Source organism: Phenylobacterium sp. T106 (assembly GCF_057219735.1).
This window is the reverse complement of the sequence record NZ_JBXVWA010000004.1, coordinates 41,194-61,646: the sequence shown is the minus strand read 5'-3', so window position 1 is coordinate 61,646 and position 20,453 is coordinate 41,194. Positions and strand designations below refer to the sequence as shown.

Here is a 20,453-nt window from a genome sequence, read left to right as displayed (position 1 = left end):
ATCTCCGGACTTGGCGGGCGGCGCTCTCGTCGCGCCGCCGTCGTTCGGGATTTGCGGCGTTGCGGATCGGGGTGCGAGCGGGGATGCGCAGGCTGACGGAACGGCTTCGCGAACGGACGCCCGGCGCCGTTCACGCATCGCGAGCGGCGGCCCGATGAACCGCCTCCTCGCCCGCTTCACGCCCTACGACCAGCTCCAGGGCTACCTGCGCGGCGCGGCGATCGCGCTGGTCTCGGGCCTCTTCCTCAGTCTCTCGGGGGCGTTCGGCACCGACGATGCGCCGCTCACCCGGCGGCTCGCCTACTGGATGCTCCTGATGGGGCTGGGCTACCTGTGGGGCGCGTTCGTGGCGCGGTTCTTCTTCGGCGGGAAGGCGCGCGAAGGGAACCTGTGGCTCAACGGGCTGATCGCCTCGGTGGTGATAGCGATCCCGTTCACGGCCGTGGTCTGGCTCACCTCGCGGGCGCTGTTCGACAGCACCACCCCGCTCGCCGCCCTGCCGATCCTGTTCGGCTCGGTCTGGATGGTCTCGGTGGCCATCACCTTCATCAACCTCCTCGTCGAGCGGCCGCGCGTCACCCACGCGACGCCCGCGCCGCCGAAGTTCCTCGACCGGCTGCCGCTCAAGCTGCGCGGCGCGGAGGTCTGGGCGGTGGAGGCCGAGGACCACTACCTCCGCCTGCACACCTCCAAGGGCCAGGACCTGATCCTCATGCGCCTGGCCGATGCGGTCACCGAGCTCGAGGGCATCGAGGGCGCCCAGGTCCACCGCAGCTGGTGGGTGGCCAGGAACGCCATCGCCGACGCCCGCCGCAGCGACGGCCGCGCCACCCTGACGCTCCGGGACGGCTCCGAGGTCCCCGTCAGCCGCACCTACGCCGGCCCCCTGCGCGAACGCGGCTGGATCTAGAGTCGGCTGCTCTGGCGCCGCGCGGCCCACATCGCCTGGCTCTGGCCGCCCGCATCCTCAATGAGACCTTGTGTCCCGAGGGTCGGGACTTGGCAGAGGCCAGGTTTGGCCTCAATCTGCGGTTGGGAGAGAGTTCGGGGTGGGGCAAGGCGTTACGCGCGATCTCGCGCGCTGCCGACCATCCTGCGCGTCGAGGGACCCGGGAGTAAGGGGGTCGCCATGACGCAGGAGCATCCATCCATCCAGGCCGCGGGCTCGCCGGCTGCGCCGCGTCGGCGCTCGGGTCCGGGCGCTCTCGTGGTCGCGGGCGCCGTGGGCGCCTGTGTCCTGGGCGTCGGACTGGGCCTGTGGGCGCGTCCGACGGATCCCATGGGCGAGGCGGTCGGACGGCCGGCGCCCGCCGCGCCGCCGCGACCGGCCGCCCTGCAGATCGTGGTCGCCGACGCGCCGGCCCCGATCGGCCCGCCGCTCGAGGTGCTTCCCGGCGACTTCGCCGAGGCCGCGCCGGCCCCGGCGGCGCCCGTGCTGGCGCCCCACCGCTCGGCCTCGGGGCTGGTGAAGGTCGACGCGCCCATCGCCGCCGCGCCGCTGGCGGTCATCGCACTGAAGCCTCCAGCGGAGCCTGCGGCCGCGCCAAGGCTGATCCGCCCGCCCGCGCCGTCCGAAACCGACGCCGACCTGGCCCGGGAACGTCTCGTCAAGGCCCGCGCCGAGAAGGCCCGCCTCGTGAAGGCCAAGGCGGAGGCGGCCAAGGCCGCCGAGACGAAACGCGCCGAAGCCCAGGCGGCGGAGCGCGCCAGGGCGCGCAAGGCCGCCCAGCTCGCAGACGCCAAGGCCGAGAAAGCCGAGAAGGCCCGGGCCGCCCGCGCCGCGAAGGCCAAGGCCGCCGAAGCCCGGCTGGCCGCGGCCAAGTCCGCGGAGCGGAAGCAGGCCCGCGCGGAGGCCGCGAGCCGCAAGGCGGCGGCGGAACGGCGGCTCGCGGCGGCCGCCAAGGCTGCGAAGGCGGCGCCGGCGAAGCTGAAGGCCGATGTCCGTTCGGCGAGCCGCAAGGCTTCCGTCAAGCTCGCGTCCGTCCGATCCGACGCCAAGGCCAAATCCGCGACGGCGAAGCCGGCCAAGGCGAAGGTCAAGGCGCCGGCGCGTGTCGAGACCGCCGCCCGCGCCGCGCCGCCGAAGCGGCGGGTCGTGGTCCCGCGCGGCGAGGGGCCCATGCGGGTGGCGCGGGCCGAACCCTGCGCGGACGCCGGCCGCTGCGGCGACGCACGGCTCACGGCGCGCGAGCGGCAGTTGCAGCAGGCCTACCGCAACGCCGAGGCCGCCGGCGTGCCCGCCTCGGCCCTGCGCCGGCAGCAGGCCCGCTGGCAGCAGGCCCGCGCGGCGGCCAGCCGGGACGCCCCCTGGGCGGTCGAGGACATCTATGTCGCGCGCATCTCGGAACTGAACGACCTGACCCGGGACGCGCGCGAGAACTGACCTGCGCCGTTGCAACCGGCGACGGAGGGGGGAGTTCAGGCCGCGAGGGGCGCAGTTGCAGGATGTCTTGCATGCGCGACGACGACCACGAGGCCTGGTTCGCTGCCGATCCCGGCGATCGGATGGCCTTTCATGGGCGGGTGCGCCAGGCGCCCGATGCGGCGGGTCGCCCGCCGCCCCCCGATCCGGCGCCGCCTGTCCGCCGGGGCGCGCCACGCGGTGTGGTGTTCGGGGGCGTGGCGGTCGCCCTGGCCGGCGGCCTGGCGTTCGGGCTGCTGTCGCGGCCGGAGCTCAATCTCGCCGAAGACCGCCCCATGGCGCCGGTCGCCGCATCGCCCAGCCGGGCCACCCTGCCGGTCGAGGTGGCGCCGCCGGCCCCGATCCGACCGCCGCCCGCGGCCACCAAGCTCGAGGTCCTCCCGCCCGCGCTCGCCGAGCGGGAGGCGCGACCGGTCCAGCGACCGGCGCGTCCCGCCGCCGCCCCGCCGCCCATCGTCGCCGTGGCCCCTCAAGCCCCGCGGCCCGCCCCCATCGTCGCGCCCGTGGAGCGACCGCTCGCCGCCGCGCGGCCGGCGCCGGAACCGGTCGCCGCGCCGCGGCCCAGCTTCGACTGCAGGTTCGCCCGTTCCCCGGCCGAACGCATGGTCTGCGGAGACTCCAACCTCGCCGCCCTGGACCGCAGCCTCGACCGCGCGTTCCGGCGCGCCGTGGACAGCGGCGTCCCCTACCGCGAGCTGCGCGGCGAGCAGGACGATTGGCTGGACATCCGGGAATACGCCGCGCGGCGCTCGCCGCAGGCGGTCGAGAGCATCTACCGGCAGCGCATCGCAGAGCTGGACCAGATGACAAGGTAGCCGCTGTCAGGGGCCGATACTCCCGTGGCCTCGGCGCAGGGCGGGTCCGGTGGCGCCTCCCCCGCACCGGACGCTCCGCCTGCGCGACCCGGGGCGGCCCGGTCAGCCTGGCATGGTCTCGAACTGCGGCGCGCCGGCCGGGATCTCCACCCAGTCGACCTTCGACCGCGTGAAGACGTGCAGGCGGGGCGCGAAGCCGTTCGGGTCGTCGAGCGTGCCGGCCTTCACCGCCTCCATGGCCGGATTGGCGCCCAGCCGCGAGCGGATCGGGGTCCCGCAGCGGCCGCAGAACTCGCGGTAGACCGGCGCGCCGCTGGTCGTGTCGGTGTCCTCGAAGGTGGTCATCTCGCCCTCGACGGCCATGGCGCCAGCGGGGACCAGCAGGTTCACCGAGAAGACGCTGCCCGACTGCCGCCGGCAGCGGGTGCAGTGGCAGGCCGCCACGCCCATCGGGTCGCCCTTGATGCGGTAGCGCACCGCGCCGCAGTTGCATCCGCCCTCGATCATCGTCCTGGCCTCACCTTGGGGACACGCGCCTAGAGACGGCAGGCTAGGCCGCAGGAGGCCCACGAGGAAGCACCCATGAGCGAACATGTGGCCGGCAAGTCCATCGTCATCACCGGCGCGGGCGGCGGCTTCGGCCGCCTCGTGGCGCAGAAGGCCGCCGCGCGGGGCGCGCGGGTGACCTGCGGCGACATCGACGCGACCGCGGCGCAGGACACCGTCGCGGCGATCGTGGCGGCGGGCGGGACCGCCCAGGCCCTGGCCGCGGACGTGACCCGGCTCGAGGAGGTCCAGGCGCTGGTCCAGGCCGCCGTGACCGCCCACGGCGGCGTCGACGTCATGGTCAACAACGCCGGCGTCATGCCGCTGGCCTTCTTCTCGGACCACGCGGCCGCCCACGCCGCCTGGAGCCGCTGCATCGACATCAACATCAAGGGCGTGCTGCACGGCATGATCGCCGCCTACGATCCGATGACGGCGGCCGGCCGCGGCCAGATCGTCAACGTCTCGTCGATCTACGGGAACTTCCCCGTGGCGGGCGCGGCGGTCTACGGCGCCACCAAGGCGGCGGTGAACTTCCTGTCCGAGTCGTTCCGCCTGGAGACGCGCGGCCGGATCAAGGTCACCACCGTGAAGCCCACGGGGGTCCCCGCCACCGGCCTCGCCGGCTCGATCGTCAATCCCGAGGCCGTGATCGGCATCCTGGGCGCCAACGCCCCCCTGTTCACCCAGATGGTGGGCGCCATGCGCGACGGCAGCCTGCCGCCCGCGAACCTCGACCCCGAGCACATGGACTATGTGGCGCTGGCGCCGGAACACATCGCCGACGCCATCCTGCACGCCATCGACCAGCCCTGGGGCGTCTCGATCGGCGAGATCACCGTCCGCGCCGCCGGCGACCACTTCGTGCTGTAGCCGTCATCCCGGCTTCGGCCCGCAGGCGTCGCCGCCGCGCATCAGCCCAACGCCGCGATGTCCGGCCAGCGGTAGGCGACCTCCCAGTAGCGGCCGCCGCCCGGCCCCGGCTCCTCGCGGGCGGGCTCGGCCTCGCCGCCCAGGTGCTCGTAGAAGCCGCGCGCCGCGAAGTTGTCGCGCAGGACCGAGATCACCAGCGACCGCGCGCCCTTGGCCGCCAGCGCCCGCGCCGTCTGGCGCAGCAGCCGCCGGCCCAGGCCCTGGTTCTGCGCCGCGCGCAACAGGTAGAGCGTCGCCACCTCGGCCTCGCCCTCCACGCGCCGGCGCGAGGGCCCGCCCTGGGCGTAGCCGGCGAGGCCCCAGCGGTCCGCGGCCGCCAGCGTCACCTCGTCCGCACCCGGCCGCGTCAGGGCGTGCGCGAACCGCCGCGCGTGCGCCGCCTCCGACATCCTCGCCAGGTAGGCGTCCGGCAGCAGGCCCTTGTAGGTCTCGCGCCACGCGGCGACGTGCACGCGCGCCAGCGCCTCGGCGTCCGCCGGACCGGCGGGGAAGATCACGAACGCCTGCTCGACGCTGCCGTAGGCCATCCATCCACAGCTTGGCGCTCGCACCACGGCGTTCAAGGGGTTCAGGGACTCGATGGCGTCGGCTAGCCTCGGCGGTCCGATGAACGCCCAGGTCTCCGCCGCCGTCCCCGAAGCCGCCGCCGGCGCCACGCCGGTCATGGCGCAGTTCTTCGAGGCCAAGGCGCGCCAGCCCGACGCCCTGGTCTTCTTCCGCATGGGCGACTTCTTCGAGCTGTTCTTCGAGGACGCCCAGAAGGCGCATGCGGTGCTGGGCATCACGCTCACCGCCCGCGGCCAGCACGGCGGCCAGCCGATCCCCATGGCGGGCGTCCCGGCCCACGCCATGGAGGCCTACCTCGCCAAGCTGATCCGCGCGGGCTTCAAGGTGGCGGTCTGCGACCAGCTCGAGGATCCCGCCGAGGCCAAGCGGCGCGGCGGCTCCAAGGCCGTGGTCCGCCGCGAGGTCACCCGCGTCGTCACGCCCGGCACCCTCACCGAGGATGGCCTGCTGGACGCCCGCGGGGCCAACCGCCTGGCCGCCGTGGCCGTGCGCGCCGGCTCGGCGGCCGTGGCCAGCGTCGAGCTCTCCACCGGCGAGGTCGAGTGCCTGGCGGTCACGGTCTCGGGCCTCGCCTCGGCGCTCGCGGCGCTGGGCCCGTCCGAGATCCTGGTCCCTGACCGCCTGTTCGCCGACGAGGCGGTCTCGGCGGCGCTCAAGTCCGCCGGCGGCTTCGTCCAGCCCATGCCCTCGGCTCTGGCCGAGCCCGGCGCCTCCGAGACCCGGCTCAAGCGCCTCTACGGCGTCGAGACCCTGGACGGCTTCGGCCCGCTCGCCGGCGCCGAGGTGTCGGCCCTGGGCCTGATCGCCGCCCACCTCGAGACCACTCAGGCCGGACGCCTGCCCGCTCTCTCCGCGCCGCGCCGCGCGGGCGAGAGCGACGTCATGGTCATCGACCCGGCGACGCGGGCCAGCCTGGAGATCGAGCGCGCCCAGTCCGGCGCCCGCGACGGCTCGCTGCTCGCCGCCATCGACCGCACCGTCACGGCGCCCGGCGCGCGGGCGCTGGCGGCGCGGCTGGCGCGCCCGCTGCTGGACCCCGCCGCCATCGACGCGCGCCTCGACGCCGTCGGCTGGTTTTGCGAGCGGCGCCCGCAGCGCCAGCGCCTGCGCGAGACGCTGAAGAGCCTGCCTGACATGGCCCGGGCGCTCAGCCGCCTGGCCCTGGGCCGCGGCGGCCCGCGCGACCTCGGCGCCCTGCGCGACGGCCTGGCCGCCGCCGGCGCCGTCTGCCGCCTGTTCGCCGACACGAAGCACCCGCTGCTCAGCCTGCCGGCCGAGATCGCCCAGGCGCTGGCCGCCCTGGACCTCGCCGGCCACCCCGACCTGGCGGCCTTCCACGACCTCCTCGCCGCCGGACTCGGCGCCGAGCTGCCGGCGCTGGCCCGCGACGGCGGGTTCGTGGCCCCCGGCGTCCGCCCCGAGCTGGACCAGGCCCGGGCGCTGCGCGATGATTCCCGCCGCGTGATCCTGGCGCTGGAGGCTCAGCTCGCCGGCGAGAGCGGCGTGGCGCTCAAGATCCGCCACAACGCCGTCCTGGGCTACTTCGTCGAGGCCACCGCCAAGGCCGCCGAGCCGCTCTTGAAGCCGCCGCTCAGCGCCACCTTCATCCATCGCCAGACCATGGCCAACCAGGTGCGCTTCACCACGGTGGAGCTGGCGGAGCTGGACGCGAAGATCGCCCAGGCGGCCGAACGCGCGCTGGCCATCGAGCTCGACACCTTCGAGGCCTGGCGCGACGCCGCCACCCAGGTCGCGGCCGAGGTCCAGGCCGCCGCCCAGGCCGCCGCGGCGCTCGACGTGGCCGCCGCGCTGGCCGAATGGGCCGACGACGTGGGCGCCGTCCGCCCCGTGGTCGACCGATCCACCGCCTTCGAGGCCGAGGCCGCGCGCCACCCGGTGGTCGAGGCCGCCGTCCGCCGGGCGGGCGAGGCCTTCACCCCCAACGACTGCCGCCTCGACGGCGCGGGCGTCGGCGGGGCGCGCCTGTCGCTGGTCACCGGTCCCAACATGGCCGGCAAGTCGACCTTCCTGCGCCAGAACGCCCTGCTGGCCGTCCTCGCCCAGGCCGGTTGCTTCGTGCCGGCGAAGCGGCTGCGGCTCGGGGTCGTCGACCGCCTGTTCAGCCGCGTGGGCGCCGGCGACGACCTGGCCCGCGGCCGCTCCACCTTCATGATGGAGATGGTCGAGACCGCCGCGATCCTGTCGCAGGCCACGCCGCGCAGCCTGGTGATCCTGGACGAGATCGGCCGCGGCACCGCCACCTACGACGGTCTCGCCATCGCCTGGGCCTGCGCCGAGGCTCTGCACGAGACCAACCGCTGCCGCGCTCTCTTCGCGACCCACTACCACGAGCTCGCCGTGCTCGAGGGCCGGCTGCCCTACGTCTCCAACCTCAGCCTGAAGGCCAAGGAGTGGAACGGCGAGCTGATCTTCCTGCACGAGGCCGGCCCCGGTCCCGCCGACCGCAGCTACGGCGTCCAGGTGGCCAAGCTGGCCGGCGTGCCCGCGCCCGTCGTGATCCGCGCGCGGCAGGTGCTGGAACGCCTGGAGAAGGAGGCCGCCGGCCCCGCCAACCTCGACGACCTGCCCCTCTTCGCCGCCGTCGCCGAACCCGAGGCGAAGTTCGGCCCCAGCCCCGTGGAGGAGGCGCTGCGCGCCCTCGACCCCGACGGCATGAGCCCCCGCGAAGCCATGGACGCGCTCTACCGGCTGCGAAGCCTGCTCGGCTGACGATGGCCGCCTATCTCGTCATCTTCGGCGCGGCGGTGAAGGCGGACGGACAGCCCAGCGGGACCCTCAGGCGGCGGGTCGAAGGCGCGCTCGCCATCGGGCGGGACCTGCCGGACCCCGTGTACCTGCCCACGGGCGGACAGGGCCGCCACGGTCCCGCGGAGGCGGCGATCATGCGCGACCTTCTGCTCGCCGGCGGCGCGCCCGCGGACCGGATCGTCGTCGAGGACCGCGCGCGCGACACGCTGGAGTCGGTCGAGCGCTGCCACGCGCTGCTCGCGGCCCGGGGCGACGCCCAGGTCGTCATCCCCTGCACCAGCCGCTACCACATCCCGCGCTGCGCGCTCCTCTTCCGGATCCTCGGATATCCCGTGCGGACCTTCCCCATGCCCGCCGACCGGCCGCATGTCGGCTGGCGCAAGTGGCTGACCTACGTGGCCAAGGAATGTCTCGCGCTGCCGTACGACGCGGTTCTCTTGCTCTCTCGACGCCACCGCTCGTCGTGATACCTTCGGCTTCAACCGGGGGTGAGGCATGCAGCAGTCGACGCGGTGGGTGCTGATCGGTGTCGGGGCCGCGCTCCTCGTGGCGGTCGCCGTCTTCGTCTACCAGGCGCTGAGCCGGCCCGAACCGCGCGACGCCGACCTCGTGGCCCAGGCCGAGGCCGCGTGCCTCAGCAACACCCGGGACGCCGACAAGGCCGAGGTGCTGGGCAGCGGCGCGGTGAAGGCCGACAAGGCCGAGGGCAGCGCGGGCGTCGGGACCACGGTGGTGCGCGACCGCGGGTCGAACCGCGACCTGGACGCGGCGTCGCAGCAGGCCGAGAACGACAAGATCCGCGCCTGCATGGAGCGCTACCTCCTGCAGCGCCGCGCCCCGGGGGGCTGACGATGCGGGCGCTCGGCCTCGCCATGGTCGTGGCGCTGTCCGCGCCTCTGGCCTTCGCACAGCCGGCGCCCGGCGCCCGCCAGGGCGCGCGGGTGGACGAGACGGCGATGCGGCTGGCCCGGCAGGTCGATCAGGCCGAGCGGGCGTGCCTGTCCAGCACGACCACCACCCAGCGCACCAGCATCACCGGCCGCCTCCAGGCCCTCACCGACGGCTTCCTGAACGCCCTGGGCTTCGAGCGGAAGGTCGAGGCCATCCGCGGCGCGGCCCGCACCATGCCGGCCGAGCTGGCCCGCATCGAGAACGACGCGATCCGCACCTGCATGACGCGCTACCTGGGGCCCGCCTTCGCCGCCACCCAGGCGGCCTACCAGGCCGCCGACACCACGGCGCCCTACCCCCAGCCCATCGACCTGCAGATCCGCCTGCAGCGGCGCCACAGCACCGATCCGGCGCGGTTCAGCCACAACGTCCGCCTGCTTCTCCAGCCCAGCGGCCGCCGGTCCCCGGTCAACGTCACCCTGGCGCCGCAGGATCCGCGGGGCCTGCCCTACTACCAGTACCCCATCGCCTATCCCGACGCGCAGGCGCCCCTGCGCGGCACGATCGTGGCCGAGCGCAAGGAGGACGCCGCCCTCTCGTCCAGCCCGCCCGTGCGCACCGACATCTGCCTGCAGCGCCCGGCGGCCTACCCGCCGCAGCGGCGGGAGTACGAGGTCCTGGAGTGCGTCGAGGGCGGGCAGTGCCAGAGGGCGCGGGACAGCACCGGCTGGCTGCAGGTCTGCCGGCCCGTGGCCGAGACGGCGCCGGCGCGGGTCTGGCGCGCGGCGTGGCAGCCTCCGGAAGGTCCGCGCCAGCGCTGGGTCGCCCCGTCGGTCCAGAGCCTGTCCACGCGCGAGAGCGAGGGCGTGGGCTACACGATCTTCTCGCTCACCACCGACGCCTTCCGCCGTCCCGACGTGGTGGCGGTCGAGGTCGAGGTGACGGCCAACGGCGTGCCCGTCGAGGAAGAGGGGCTGGCGCCCCAGCTGAGGCCGGTCGCCAACCAGCCCGACGAGCCGTTCGGCTACAGCTTCGCCGTCCAGATGCTGGGGTTCACCGGCGCCTACGCCGGCTGCGACCTGGTCGAGGTGGGCCTCACGGCGGTGCTGGCCGACGGCCGGCGCGAGCCGCAGCGCCGGGCGCGGATGTCCTATGTGGCGCTGCGCGACGTGCCGACCCGGCGCGAGGCCCTGGGCGGCGACGAGCTCGCCTGGACCGCCAGCTACATCACGCCGGCGCGCGAGTGGCGCCACATCACCGAGGTGCAGTCCTACATCTACGACACCCGCAACGCGGCGGCGGCCGAGCGCGCGCGGGAGCGGGCGGCCGCGGACAAGCAGTGGCTCGACGGGGCGGGGTTCACCTACCAGGGCCAGCGCATCGTCGGGGTCGTGCGGCCGCCCCGCACGATCCAGCCGAACGGCTCGGCGGCCTTCGGGCTCGCGGTCGGCCTGATCCAGCCGAACGGCCAGGTCCGCTTCACCTTCTCGGAAGGCGAGACGCGGCGGATGATGGCGCACATGGCCTCGCTGCGGCAGACGCCCCGCGCCCGCCAGGTGATCCACGCCGAGCCCTTCCTCTTCCAGGCCCGCGGCGGCGCGCGCACCGCCCCCGGCGTCTGCGAACGCATCGGCTGACGCGCCGCAAGGGCGGCTCGGCTATGCTGGACCGCAAAGGAGCGGACATGCCGAGCGCCGAGCGGGACTCGTTCAATGCGGTCGCGAAGGAATATGACGCCGTACGGCCGACGTATCCGGCCCAGCTGTTCGCGGATCTGGCGGCCGTAGTCGGAGGGCCTGGCCGGCGTGTGCTGGAGGTGGGCTGCGGCAGCGGCCAGGCCACCCGGGGCCTGCTGGAGCGCCAGTGGGATGTCGTCGCCCTCGACCCGGGCGCAGAGCTGATCGCCCTGGCCAAGGCGCAGCTGAAGGGGTCGCTCGAACTGCACGTCGCACGGTTCGAGGACTTCGACCCTCGGGCCGGCGCGTTTCGGCTCGTGACCTCGGCGCAGGCTTGGCACTGGGTCGACCCCTACCTCGGCTTCCCGAAGGTGCGCGAAGCCCTGGAGCCCGGCGGGGTGTTCGCGATCTTCGGGCACGTCCCCATGGCCTCGCCAGAGGTCCTGGAGCGGCTCGAGCCCGTCTACGCCGCGATCGCGCCGGACCTCTGGGGACCGCCGCCCGAAGCGTGGTACCTGCCGCAGGGTCCCGTGCGGGCGATGTTCGACGCCACCGGGATGTTCGGGGCCGTGACGCATCGGGCGTACGCCTGGACCGAAGTGGGATCGGCGGAGTCGTTCGTCCGCCAGCTCGCGACCCGCTCCTACGTCAATGCCATCGAGGCGTCGAAGCGCGACCACCTCCTGGCCGGGATCAGGACGGCGCTGGCGCCCCTGGGCGACCTGGCGCTGCAGAACGAGACCCATCTCTACTGGGCGGCGCTGAAGCCGTGACCGCGCTTCGCGTGCTCATGGTCGACGTCGATGGCGTGGTGATCCGGCCGCGGCCGGGGGGCTGGGGCGCCGAGATGGAGGCCGACCTCGGCCTGCCGGTCGCCACCCTGCAGGCCCACTTCTTCAGACCGCACTGGGCTGACGTGGTGCTGGGGCGCGCCGGCCTGCACGAACGCCTGGCCCCCGTCCTCGCCGAGCACGCCCCGCACCTCACAAGCCGCGCCGTGGCCGACTACTGGTTCGCCCGCGACGCCCAGCTGGACGAGGCGCTGCTGGCCGACCTCGCCGCCCTGCGCGCCACCGGCGTCGGGCTGCACCTCGCCACCGTGCAGGAGCACGAGCGCGCGGCCTACATCTGGAACCGGCTGGGCCTGCGCGACCGCTTCGACGCCATGCACTACGCCGCCGACCTCGGCTGCGCGAAGCCGGACCCGGCGTTCTTCGCCGCCGTCCAGGCGCGCACCGGCCACGCGCCGGCCGACCTCGTCCTCCTCGACGACCGCCACGACAACGTCGAGGCCGCCCGCGCCGCCGGCTGGGGCGGCGTGCTCTGGGACGGGACGCGCCGGCTTACCGAAGCACTGGCCGACGGCTGAGCTCCGCCCGGCGTCCAGGGATGTCCGCGCTCGCGGAGACCCGGGATCCAGCCCCAGCGCCCGGAAAGCTGCGCCATGACGGGCGAGACGGCACACGGGCCTCGCATAGCGCCGCGCCATGGGCGGCTGAGCCCCCCAATCGCGGTCTGCAGGGAGGCGAGCGGGCGCAACGGCACGGGGGGTCGATTCTCGGGGGAGGCAGTCGTCCCGGAGCCGCGTGGAAGGCCGCGCGAAGGCGGTTGCGGCGCCTTACCTCCCCCGCGAAGCGGCGGGAGGGGGACCGCCCGCCGAAGCCGGCGCGAGCCGGCTGGAGAGCGGGGGGTGGAGGGGGCGAGCAGCGCCCGCTGAGCGAGAAACAGCCTGAACGCTCGCCCCTGCCAGCGGCCCGCCCCCTCCACCACTCGCTCTTCGGCTGCGCCTCGGCGAGCGGTCCCCCTCCCGCCGTCGCTGCCGCGACGGGGGAGGCAAGGTCCCTTACGGGTCGAACGCGGCCCTCAGGTGCTGGACGCACTGGCGCTGTCGCGCGAGCCCGCCGAGGGCGGGACCCACCTGCCGCCGGCCGAGGACATCCCCGACCCCGCGCGAAACGCCCCTGGCGCCTTGCGGCCGGGCGGGCGTCCCGGCATCTGGGGCGGCGACAGGCAGGGCGAAGGCATGCGGATCGGCGTCATCGGCACCTCCGGATCGGGCAAGACCACCTTCGCCAGGCGGCTGGCGGCGACCATGGGCGTGCGCCATATCGACCTCGACGCGATCACCTGGCAGCCGGGCTGGGTCGCCCTGCACGAGACCGACCCGGCCGAGTTCGTCCGCCGCTGCGAGGCGGCCATGGCGGCCGACGCCTGGGTGAGCTGCGGCAACTACATCGCCTCGCGGCCGTCGCTGCTGGCGCGGGCGACCGACCTGGTCTGGCTGGACTATCCGAAGCCCCTGGTAATGGCCCGAGTAATCCGTCGCTCGTTCGACCGCGCCGCTGGGGGCCGCGAGCTCTGGCCCGGCACCGGCAACGTCGAGACGTTCGCCGACTGGCTCGACAAGGGCCATCCCATCCGCTGGGCCTGGGACACCTACCGGCGCCGGAAGCGCCAGTACGAGGCCCTGTTCGCCCACGCGCCGCCGGGTGTGCGCCTGCATCGCGTGACCCGCCCCTGGGAGGCCGAGCGCCTGCTGGCCCGGCTGGCGGCCGGATAGAACCCCCTCTCGCTTCGCGAGCTCCCTGTCGCATATGAAGGTCCGGCGCGCGTGAGGGGGCGGAGCCGGCCGACTTGACCGCAGAGATCGCGGAGGCGGCGCAGAGGGCGCGGAGACCTCTGCGCTCTCTGCGTTCTTCTCTGCGTCCTCCGCGGTTCAATCGCGCGCCTGCGGCGTCGCAAAGAAGGCAGCGGCGCTCAGGCCGGGACGAACACCGGCACGGGCGGGCCGCCTTCGGTGGGCTGGAACTTGACCTTCACGCGCATTCCGATCCGGAGATCCTCGGGCGCCATGTCGACGAAGTTGGTCATCAGCGAGACGCCCTCGTCCAGGGTGACGTAGCCGATGGCGTAGGGGCCGGTGGGCGAGCGGCGCATCACCGAGAAGGTGTAGACCACGCCCGTGCCCGGGCTCTCCTCCCAGACCGTGCGGTCCGAGTGGCAGAACGGGCAGATGCGGCGCGGGTACCAGTGGACCTCGCCGCAGGCCTGGCAGCGCTTGACCAGGAAGCGGCCTTCGCGGGCGGCGTCGAAGAAGGGTTTCGACTCCAGCGAGACGGCCGGGGCGGGGATGTCGCGGGTCATGTGTTCGGCCACGGCTCAGCCCTCCCGTTCCATGATCACGGTCGCAGAGGCGTGCCGCACGCCCAGCGACCCGCCCGTGCCGTGCGCCAGCGCCAGGTCGCAGTTCGGCACCTGCACCTTCGGGTGCGCCTCGCCGCGCAGCTGGCGGACGGTCTCGATCACCTTGGTGATGCCGCCGCGGTTGGTGGGGTGGTTGTTGCAGAGGCCGCCGCCGTCGGTGTTGAACGGCAGCTTGCCGACGCCCGAGATCAGGTTGCCGTCAGCCACGAAACGGCCGCCCTGGCCCTTCTCGCAGAAGCCCAGGTCCTCGAGCGTCATCAGCACGGTGATCGTGAAGCTGTCGTAGATCGAGGCGTACTTCATGTCGGCCGGCGTCACGCCCGCCTCGGCGAAGGCCTTCGGCCCGGTCCACACCGCCGCGCAGGTGGTGAGGTCCAGGTCCTTGCCGCCCATCGGCGCCTTGGGGGCCTCGGCAGCGCCCAGCACCTTCACGCGCGGCCGGTTCAGGCTCTTGGCCACCTCGGGCGAGGTGACGATCACCGCGCCGCCGCCGTCGGTGACGACGCAGCAGTCCAGCAGGTGCAGGGGGTCGGCGATCATCCGGCTGTTGACCACGTCCTCCACCGTGACGACGTCGCGCAGGAAGGCGTGCTCGTTCCACTGGGCGTGGTGGCTGGCCGCCACCTTGATCCAGGCCAGCTGCTCGGAGGTGGTGCCGTACTCGTACATGTGGCGCATGGCGCACATGCCGTAGGTGTTGTGCGTCGAGCCGCCGTAGATGCTCTCGAAGCCCTGCTCGGGGGCGCCGTCGACGAGACGGCCGTCCTTCGGCGCGCCGCCGCCGGGGATGCCGGGCCGCCCGCCGCCGTTGCGGGGCCGCCCGGCGAGCGTGATCAGCGCCACGTTGACCTTGCCCTCGGCGATGGCCTGGCAGGCGTGGTTGAGGTGCACCAGGTAGGACGACCCGCCGGTCTCGGTGGTGTCCATGTGGCGGGCGTTCTTCAGGCCCATGTAGTCGATCATCGACATGGCGCCGAAGCCCGGCGCGTCGCCGGCGCAGAAGTAGGCGTCGACGTCGTCGAACGAGAGCCCGGCGTCGTCCAGGGCGCCCTTGGCCGACTCCAGGTGGAGCTGGGCCGTCGTCTTGTCGGGCGCGTCGCGCGTCGGATGCTCGAACGCGCCCATCACATAGGCCTTGCCCTTGATGCTCATGCCCCCTCCGTCCTCGTCTATGCGGCTTGCGTCTTGGCCGCGATCCGCGCGTCGCGCAACGCGGTGCGGCGCACCTTGCCCGCGTCGTCGCGCACGGGATCGTCGACGAACTCGTACGACCGCGGCTGCTTGTAGGTGACCAGCCGGTCCTTCAGGTGCGCCCGCAGCGCGGCCTCGGTGACGGCGTCGCGGGCGTTGACGATGGCGTGGACCTGCTGGCCCAGGTCGTCGTCGGGCAGGCCGATGACCGCGCAGGACTGCACCGCCGGATGCTCCTCCAGCGCCGCCTCGATCTCGACGGGATAGACGTTCGAGCCGCCTACGAGGATCATGTCGGTCCGCCGGTCGGCCAGGTAGAGATACCCCTCGGCGTCGAACCAGCCCAGGTCGCCCAGGCTCTCCCAGCCGTCCTTCAGCACCTTGGGCGTCGCGCCCACGTAGCGGTAGGTCTCGGGGGTTCCCGCGGGCCGGCGCATGTAGATCTCGCCCACTTCGCCGGGCGGCAGCTCTGCGCCGTCCTCGCCGAACACCTTCATCTCGCCGATCGTGACCTTGCCCACCGAGCCCCGGTGGGTGAGCCATTCCGAGCCGGTGATGATGGTGACGGCCTGCGCCTCGGTGCCGGCGTAGAGCTCCATCACCTCGCCCGGCGCGATCCAGTGGATGAAGGCCTCCTTCAGCCAGGGCGGGCAGGGCGCGGCCATGTGCCAGAGCGTCTCCACCGACGAGAGGTCGTAGCCGGCGCGCACCGCCTCGGGCAGCCGCCAGATGCGCGTCATCATGGTGGGCACGAGGTAGACCCAGTCCGGTCGGCGACGCTGGATCTCGGCCAGCGTCTGCTCGGGGTCGAACCGTGGCGTCAGCACCACGTGGCAGCCCAGCGACGTGGCGCTGGTCAGCATGCCGAACGGGGCGTTGTGGTAGAGCGGCGCCGGGATCAGGCAGACGCCGCCGCGCCGGATCCGGAAGCCGCCGACCTCGGGGTCGTCCTTCGCCGCGACCGCGGGCTGTCCCGCCAGGATCAGCTTCGGACGGCCCGTCGAGCCGCCGCTCGTCGGGGCCTTCAGGATCGGGGCGGTGACGTCGGGCAGGTCGCTGTCGTCGTCGCCCAGCGCCTCCAGCTCGGCCAGGGTCAGCACGGGGCGGTCCAGCTCGTTCTCGAAGTCAGCGATCACCAGCGGCGCGCGCGCCAGCTCCACGATGGCCTGCAGCTCGGCGCGGGGCAGGCGGAACGACACCGGCTGGGGGGTCGCCCCGAGTTTCCAGACCGCGTAGGCCGCGACCGCGAACCCCACGCTGTTGGGCAGGCCAATGGTGACCAGGTCGCCGTACTTGACGCCCTTCGCCGCCAGCGCCCGGGCCAGCCGGTTGGAGCGGCGGTGCAGCTCGCCGTAGGTCAGCGTCTCCTCGCCGCACGTCACCGCGGGGCGGTCACCCCGGGCGGCGGCGTGGCGGGCGAGCTTTGCGCCCAGGGAGATCATCTCGGGCAGGGCTTCGGACATCGGCGGCTCCGCGGCGACGACGACACTCTCCGGGGTTGGCGCAGCGGCAGGCAAGCCGGCGTTGCGGCCTGAAGCCGGGTTCGCGCCCGCGATGACGCCGCGCTTGCGTGAGCCGGGCCGGATGAGTATCAGTCGCGCCTCGCTCAGCCGGCGGTCTCCGCGACCGCCGTGCAGCCCGTCGGAGAGGTGGCTGAGTGGTTGAAAGCACCGCACTCGAAATGCGGCATACGGGTAACCGTATCGAGGGTTCGAATCCCTCCCTCTCCGCCACCGCCGCCCGTTCCGAGCCGTCCCTCCCGCCTCCCGGACAACTCAGGGAGTACAACGCAGGCGTGCTTTCCGGCCTCGAGACGCGCGGGCGGCCGAATCCCAACTTCTTTGTATTCCGCGCGCGCCCAACTCGCATAACACTGGTGTCGCACACTGTGAGTTCCGGCGGATTCCGGCTGGTCGGCCGCCGCACGAGGTCGCGAAGCGGGGATCATGTCTCTTGCACGGAAGAGTTGAGAGGTTTCCTGGAGGCGCGATCACGGGCGAGCAGCTGCGGGCGGCGCGGTCGCTCGGCAGGATCGAGCAGCTGGAGCTCGCGCGTCTGGCGCGCGTCAGCGTCGAGACCATCAAGCGGCTTGAACGAATCCGGGGTCCGGTGGACGCCAACGCCCGGACGCTGAAGGCCATCGTCGAGGCGTTCGAGGGCCTGGGAATCGGAATGGGCAGCGGCGGCGGGGTCGAAGGCGTCTGGTTCCTGGCCCGCCGGCCTGTCGCGCCGCCGCCGGCCCCCAGCGGCGCGCACCGCCTGCTGGTCCACGGGGCGCTGGCGTCCGGCCTGGAGCGGGGCCGAGGCTATCGCGCGTTGACGGCGATGCTCGAGGACGAGGGCCTGACCGGCATGCTGATCCTGCGCCAGGGCCGGTTCCTCCAGGCGCTCGAAGGCGCCGAGCGCGACGTGAGGCGTGCGTATGCGGCTCTGGCCGAGAGCCCGCTGGTGCGCGAGCTCGAGACCCTTGACGACCGGCCGGTCGCGAAGCGGCTCTTCAGCGGCCGCCGCGGGTGGGAAGCCTCCGATGCGACGTCCCTGGCCGAACTCGGTCTCGACGAGGCGCTGGTCCACGCTTTCCACCCGGGCCGCCTCTCGGTCGCGGCCGCGCTCGGCCTCCTGGTCCAGGCGAGCGAGCGCCGGCGTGCGAGGCCGGTGGCCGAAGCCGCTTCGTGACGGCCCGCTCTGCAGGCGGGGAGACGGACCCGCGCCGACTGGATCCGCTGGACTACGGCGTGACGCCCCTGTCCGCGCGGCTGACGCCGGAGGACGCGGCCGAACTCGCCGCCCGCGCGTCGCGAGCCCATTTTCCGGACCGGCAGTCGATCTTTGCCCGTGGCGAGCGCCGCCCGCACTTCTGCCTGGTCGTCGAGGGCGGCGTCCGGCTCAGCCGCACGAGCCTCGCGGGAAAGCGGGTGTCCGGAGGACTCCTCGGCCCCGGCCAGCATTTCGGCTACGCGCCGGCGGCCCTGGGCCGGGAGCGGATCTACGACGTGATCGCCATCGGGGACACCGTGATCGACCGGATCGCGGCCGACGACATGACCCGACTGGTCGAGCGATCGCCGCGGCTCGCGCTCGCCCTGCTCAGGAGCACGACGGATCGCGCGGCCCTGCTGATGCAGCTGCTCGACGACGTCCGCCTCCTCCCGCCGGCCGCACGCATCGCCCGGCTGCTCGGCGACAGCCTACGCACCCAGGGCGGCAATCAGCTCATACGGTGCCTGCATGAGGACATCGCCGCCATCATCGGGGTCTCGAGCATGACCGTGGCCAAGGCATTGGGCGAACTGGCGGCGCTGGGGCTGGTCGAAACCGCGTACCGATGCGTGCGTCTGCCCGACCCGCCGCGGCTGCGGGCGTGGCTCAGGACGTGGGACGCCTAGGGAAGCGGGCTTCGCCTCGCCGGCCCCAGGGGCCCTATTCGACGACGCCGATCCTCTGGCGCATGGTCAGAAGGCGGTTCAGCACCAGGGCCTGCTCGCCGCGCGGCACGCCCTTGCTGGTGAGCAGCAGCAGGGAATCCAGGTGCAGCTTCAGCGCGTCCGTGTGCCACAGCCCGCTGCTGCCGAGGTTGTCGATCATGCAGCTGATGCCGCGCGCCACCTCGCCGATACCCTCCATGCCCGCGGCGCCGGCCACCTCGGCGATGTTGCGCGCGTGCTTGCCGATCGTGCGGCTCTCCGCGAACAGCACGTCCTCGCCCTTGCCGGCGTAGGTCAGCAGGGGGGCGAGGTTCTCCTTCACGAACTCGCGGATCTGGTCGCCCATGTCCTCGACGTTCTGGTCCGCGTCGCGGACGAGCTCGTTGGTCGACGCGCCGCCAAGCCCGCTGAGGATCTTGGCGAGCCGATTTTCCACCTCGATGATGCGAACTTCGCCCACGTCGCTCTCCTAGCCAAACAATGCATCCACCTCGTCCTGAGACATCTCGCGTTCAGGTGAGGCGGTGAGGGCGAGCGCTTCGGCTCGCCGTTCTCCCGTCCCCTCGGGGGGCGGGAGCTTCTTGAATCTCCGGTCCGGGCCGCAGTAGCCGTCCGAACTGACGAAGGGTCGGCCGTTGCGCGCCAGCCAGACGATCCGGTTCAGCAGGGTCGCCGGCGCGATGGGCGTCTTGACCACCAGGTTCGCCCCGGCGTCGCGCGCGCTCTGCACCTTGCCCACGGGCGTGTGGCTGCTGATCAGGATGACCGGCGTCGTGTAGTTGATCTTGTCGGTCTGGGTGCGCAGGTCGCGGGTGAAGGTGATGCCGTCCACCCCCTGCATGTCGGCGTCGATGATCAGCAGGTCGTAGCGCCGCGCGGCGATGGTCTCGGCGCCTTCCTGCGGCGTCCGGCACACCTCGACCTTGCCCACCCGGAAGCCCATCAGCATCTGCGCGATGAGTTCCGCCGACTGGGTGTTGTCGTCGATGACGAGCATCCGCGCGCTGCGGAGGTCGAGGCGGGTCTGGGAATGCACGGCGGCGCGCTCCCCGACGTCCTATCGAGAGGCCTCGCCCATCAGGGCGTCGATGGCGGACTGATCCAGCCCCTGGCCGTGCAGCGCAGGCCCGTTGAGCAGGGGATCGCTCCCGCTGCGCAGGTCTCCGTCGATGCAGCCCTCCAGCTTGCTGAGGCGCTGGCCCGCCAGATCCTGGAAGGCGCAGGCCTCGAGCAGGGCGCAGAGCACCGCTTCCAGCCGGTCGAGGGCGCCGGGCTGTCCCTCGCGCGCCGCCTGGACGTCGCGCAGGCCCTTCTCGGCGGCGGACAGCAGGCTGTCGGCCGCCAGGCTGATGTCGGCGCGGATCGCCGTCAGCAGCTCGCGGGCGGTTTCGCCGCTCAAGTTCAGAGCTCCCCGAAGACGGCGCCGAGCTTCTGCTTGAGCACCGCAAGGTTGAACGGCTTGATGATGTAGTTGTTGACCCCGGCCTTGCGCGCCGCGATCACGTTCTCGGTCTTGGCTTCCGCCGTCACCATCACGAACGGCACCGATTCCGTGCGCGGATCCGCGCGCACGGCCTGGAGCAGCTCCAGACCGGTCATCGGCTGCATGTTCCAATCCGACAGGATCAGGCCATAGGGCTTGGAGCGGATGAGCTCCAGCGCGGTGGGGCCGTCAGTCGCGTCGTCGATGTTCCGGAAGCCGAGTTGCTCCAGGAGCCCCCGCACGATCCGCACCATGGTCTTGTAGTCGTCGACCACAAGGACGTTCATCGTCTTGTCGACCGCCATATGGATCCCCAGTCGCTGGCCGAACCCCGGCCCGTTCACGATGAGGAAATCGCGGCAGAAACGATAACAATGCGTAACCTGAAGTGTTGTCTTCAGGTGTAAAAGTACCCCTGGAGTGCAAACTCAAAGGCTAGGCGGTTAAAAGCTTGTCCGGTGGGCGGACCAAATTTGTCGAAGAATTTGCAGTTAACTTTGAAGGGTAACCTAAACGCGTCCAAGTTGCACA

The 20,453-nt window shown here is 73.0% G+C and carries 22 protein-coding genes and 1 tRNA gene; 14 read left to right on the top strand and 9 right to left on the bottom strand.

Annotation, left to right across the window (positions count from 1 at the left end; genetic code table 11):
• The first annotated feature begins 154 nt into the window (after window positions 1-154).
• The 3 genes from AC2D8W_RS10525 to AC2D8W_RS10515 all read left to right on the top strand — a co-directional run bounded on the left by AC2D8W_RS10525 (window position 155) and on the right by AC2D8W_RS10515 (window position 3,237).
• Entirely contained in the window at window positions 155-910 is a 756-nt protein-coding gene (locus AC2D8W_RS10525) for a LytTR family DNA-binding domain-containing protein (protein WP_293482976.1), read from the top strand.
• A 219-nt stretch (window positions 911-1,129) separates the two neighbouring features.
• Window positions 1,130-2,383, top strand: a complete 1,254-nt coding sequence (locus tag AC2D8W_RS10520; RefSeq protein WP_484671502.1) for a hypothetical protein — start codon at window positions 1,130-1,132, stop codon at window positions 2,381-2,383.
• 71 nt (window positions 2,384-2,454) lie between these two features.
• On the top strand, window positions 2,455-3,237 hold the full coding sequence (locus AC2D8W_RS10515) for a lysozyme inhibitor LprI family protein (RefSeq protein ID WP_484671501.1): 783 nt from the start codon (window positions 2,455-2,457) through the stop codon (window positions 3,235-3,237).
• A 102-nt stretch (window positions 3,238-3,339) separates the two neighbouring features.
• Here AC2D8W_RS10515 and AC2D8W_RS10510 read toward each other — a convergent pair whose 3' ends face one another.
• Window positions 3,340-3,744 carry a GFA family protein gene (locus AC2D8W_RS10510; RefSeq protein WP_484671500.1) on the bottom strand — a complete coding sequence of 135 codons (405 nt, stop codon included), beginning with the start codon at window positions 3,742-3,744 and terminating at the stop codon, window positions 3,340-3,342.
• 75 nt (window positions 3,745-3,819) lie between these two features.
• Between AC2D8W_RS10510 and AC2D8W_RS10505 the strand changes: the two genes are divergently transcribed.
• Window positions 3,820-4,656, top strand: a complete 837-nt coding sequence (locus AC2D8W_RS10505) for an SDR family oxidoreductase (RefSeq protein ID WP_484671499.1) — start codon at window positions 3,820-3,822, stop codon at window positions 4,654-4,656.
• A gap of 41 nt (window positions 4,657-4,697) precedes the next feature.
• Here the strand turns inward: AC2D8W_RS10505 and AC2D8W_RS10500 are convergent, their stop codons facing one another.
• Window positions 4,698-5,243 (bottom strand): GNAT family N-acetyltransferase, encoded by a 546-nt coding sequence (locus tag AC2D8W_RS10500; RefSeq protein ID WP_484671498.1) that lies wholly within the window; start codon window positions 5,241-5,243, stop codon window positions 4,698-4,700.
• A 79-nt stretch (window positions 5,244-5,322) separates the two neighbouring features.
• On the opposite strand from AC2D8W_RS10500, the gene mutS reads away from it, so the two are divergent.
• From mutS to AC2D8W_RS10465, 7 genes are all read left to right on the top strand, one after another.
• Entirely contained in the window at window positions 5,323-8,013 is a 2,691-nt protein-coding gene (gene mutS, locus AC2D8W_RS10495) for a DNA mismatch repair protein MutS (RefSeq protein ID WP_484671840.1), read from the top strand.
• A 2-nt stretch (window positions 8,014-8,015) separates the two neighbouring features.
• Window positions 8,016-8,519: a YdcF family protein gene (locus AC2D8W_RS10490; RefSeq protein WP_484671497.1), complete on the top strand. Its 504-nt coding sequence runs from the start codon at window positions 8,016-8,018 to the stop codon at window positions 8,517-8,519.
• A gap of 28 nt (window positions 8,520-8,547) precedes the next feature.
• The gene (locus AC2D8W_RS10485; RefSeq protein WP_293484658.1) at window positions 8,548-8,901 is read left to right on the top strand and encodes a hypothetical protein; all 354 of its coding nucleotides are present in this window, start codon (window positions 8,548-8,550) and stop codon (window positions 8,899-8,901) included.
• A 2-nt stretch (window positions 8,902-8,903) separates the two neighbouring features.
• Window positions 8,904-10,580: a hypothetical protein gene (locus AC2D8W_RS10480; protein WP_484671496.1), complete on the top strand. Its 1,677-nt coding sequence runs from the start codon at window positions 8,904-8,906 to the stop codon at window positions 10,578-10,580.
• 47 nt (window positions 10,581-10,627) lie between these two features.
• Complete coding sequence (locus AC2D8W_RS10475; protein WP_484671495.1) at window positions 10,628-11,392, top strand: class I SAM-dependent methyltransferase; 765 nt, start codon at window positions 10,628-10,630, stop codon at window positions 11,390-11,392.
• On the top strand, window positions 11,389-11,988 hold the full coding sequence (locus tag AC2D8W_RS10470) for an HAD family hydrolase (protein ID WP_484671494.1): 600 nt from the start codon (window positions 11,389-11,391) through the stop codon (window positions 11,986-11,988). Before AC2D8W_RS10475 ends, AC2D8W_RS10470 begins: the two co-directional genes overlap by 4 nt.
• Window positions 11,989-12,486: 498 nt before the next feature.
• Window positions 12,487-13,179: a P-loop NTPase family protein gene (locus AC2D8W_RS10465; RefSeq protein WP_484671493.1), complete on the top strand. Its 693-nt coding sequence runs from the start codon at window positions 12,487-12,489 to the stop codon at window positions 13,177-13,179.
• Window positions 13,180-13,376: 197 nt separating this feature from the next.
• Here the strand turns inward: AC2D8W_RS10465 and AC2D8W_RS10460 are convergent, their stop codons facing one another.
• From AC2D8W_RS10460 to AC2D8W_RS10450, 3 genes are read right to left on the bottom strand one after another with little or no spacing between them, the layout of a single operon-like run.
• Entirely contained in the window at window positions 13,377-13,775 is a 399-nt protein-coding gene (locus tag AC2D8W_RS10460; protein ID WP_484671492.1) for a Zn-ribbon domain-containing OB-fold protein, read from the bottom strand.
• Between the two features lie 3 nt (window positions 13,776-13,778).
• Window positions 13,779-14,975, bottom strand: coding sequence for a thiolase domain-containing protein (locus AC2D8W_RS10455; protein WP_484671491.1), 1,197 nt, complete (start codon window positions 14,973-14,975; stop codon window positions 13,779-13,781).
• A 17-nt stretch (window positions 14,976-14,992) separates the two neighbouring features.
• Complete coding sequence (locus tag AC2D8W_RS10450; RefSeq protein WP_484671490.1) at window positions 14,993-16,477, bottom strand: AMP-binding protein; 1,485 nt, start codon at window positions 16,475-16,477, stop codon at window positions 14,993-14,995.
• A 180-nt stretch (window positions 16,478-16,657) separates the two neighbouring features.
• Between AC2D8W_RS10450 and AC2D8W_RS10445 the strand changes: the two genes are divergently transcribed.
• The 3 genes from AC2D8W_RS10445 (at window position 16,658) to AC2D8W_RS10435 (ending at window position 18,400) form a co-directional block, all read left to right on the top strand.
• Window positions 16,658-16,747, top strand: a tRNA-Ser gene (locus AC2D8W_RS10445).
• A 220-nt stretch (window positions 16,748-16,967) separates the two neighbouring features.
• Complete coding sequence (locus AC2D8W_RS10440; RefSeq protein ID WP_484671489.1) at window positions 16,968-17,690, top strand: BLUF domain-containing protein; 723 nt, start codon at window positions 16,968-16,970, stop codon at window positions 17,688-17,690.
• The gene (locus AC2D8W_RS10435; protein ID WP_484671488.1) at window positions 17,687-18,400 is read left to right on the top strand and encodes a Crp/Fnr family transcriptional regulator; all 714 of its coding nucleotides are present in this window, start codon (window positions 17,687-17,689) and stop codon (window positions 18,398-18,400) included. The genes AC2D8W_RS10440 and AC2D8W_RS10435 overlap by 4 nt, the downstream gene beginning before the upstream one ends.
• A 34-nt stretch (window positions 18,401-18,434) precedes the next feature.
• Here the strand turns inward: AC2D8W_RS10435 and AC2D8W_RS10430 are convergent, their stop codons facing one another.
• Genes AC2D8W_RS10430 through AC2D8W_RS10415 form a run of 4 tightly spaced genes read right to left on the bottom strand, consistent with a single transcriptional unit; the run spans window position 18,435 to window position 20,227 of the window.
• Entirely contained in the window at window positions 18,435-18,899 is a 465-nt protein-coding gene (locus tag AC2D8W_RS10430) for a hypothetical protein (protein WP_484671487.1), read from the bottom strand.
• 9 nt (window positions 18,900-18,908) lie between these two features.
• Window positions 18,909-19,475 carry a response regulator gene (locus tag AC2D8W_RS10425; RefSeq protein WP_484671486.1) on the bottom strand — a complete coding sequence of 189 codons (567 nt, stop codon included), beginning with the start codon at window positions 19,473-19,475 and terminating at the stop codon, window positions 18,909-18,911.
• A gap of 21 nt (window positions 19,476-19,496) precedes the next feature.
• Window positions 19,497-19,838: a hypothetical protein gene (locus tag AC2D8W_RS10420; RefSeq protein ID WP_484671485.1), complete on the bottom strand. Its 342-nt coding sequence runs from the start codon at window positions 19,836-19,838 to the stop codon at window positions 19,497-19,499.
• A 2-nt stretch (window positions 19,839-19,840) separates the two neighbouring features.
• Window positions 19,841-20,227 carry a response regulator gene (locus tag AC2D8W_RS10415; protein ID WP_293482401.1) on the bottom strand — a complete coding sequence of 129 codons (387 nt, stop codon included), beginning with the start codon at window positions 20,225-20,227 and terminating at the stop codon, window positions 19,841-19,843.
• Window positions 20,228-20,453: the final 226 nt, after the last annotated feature.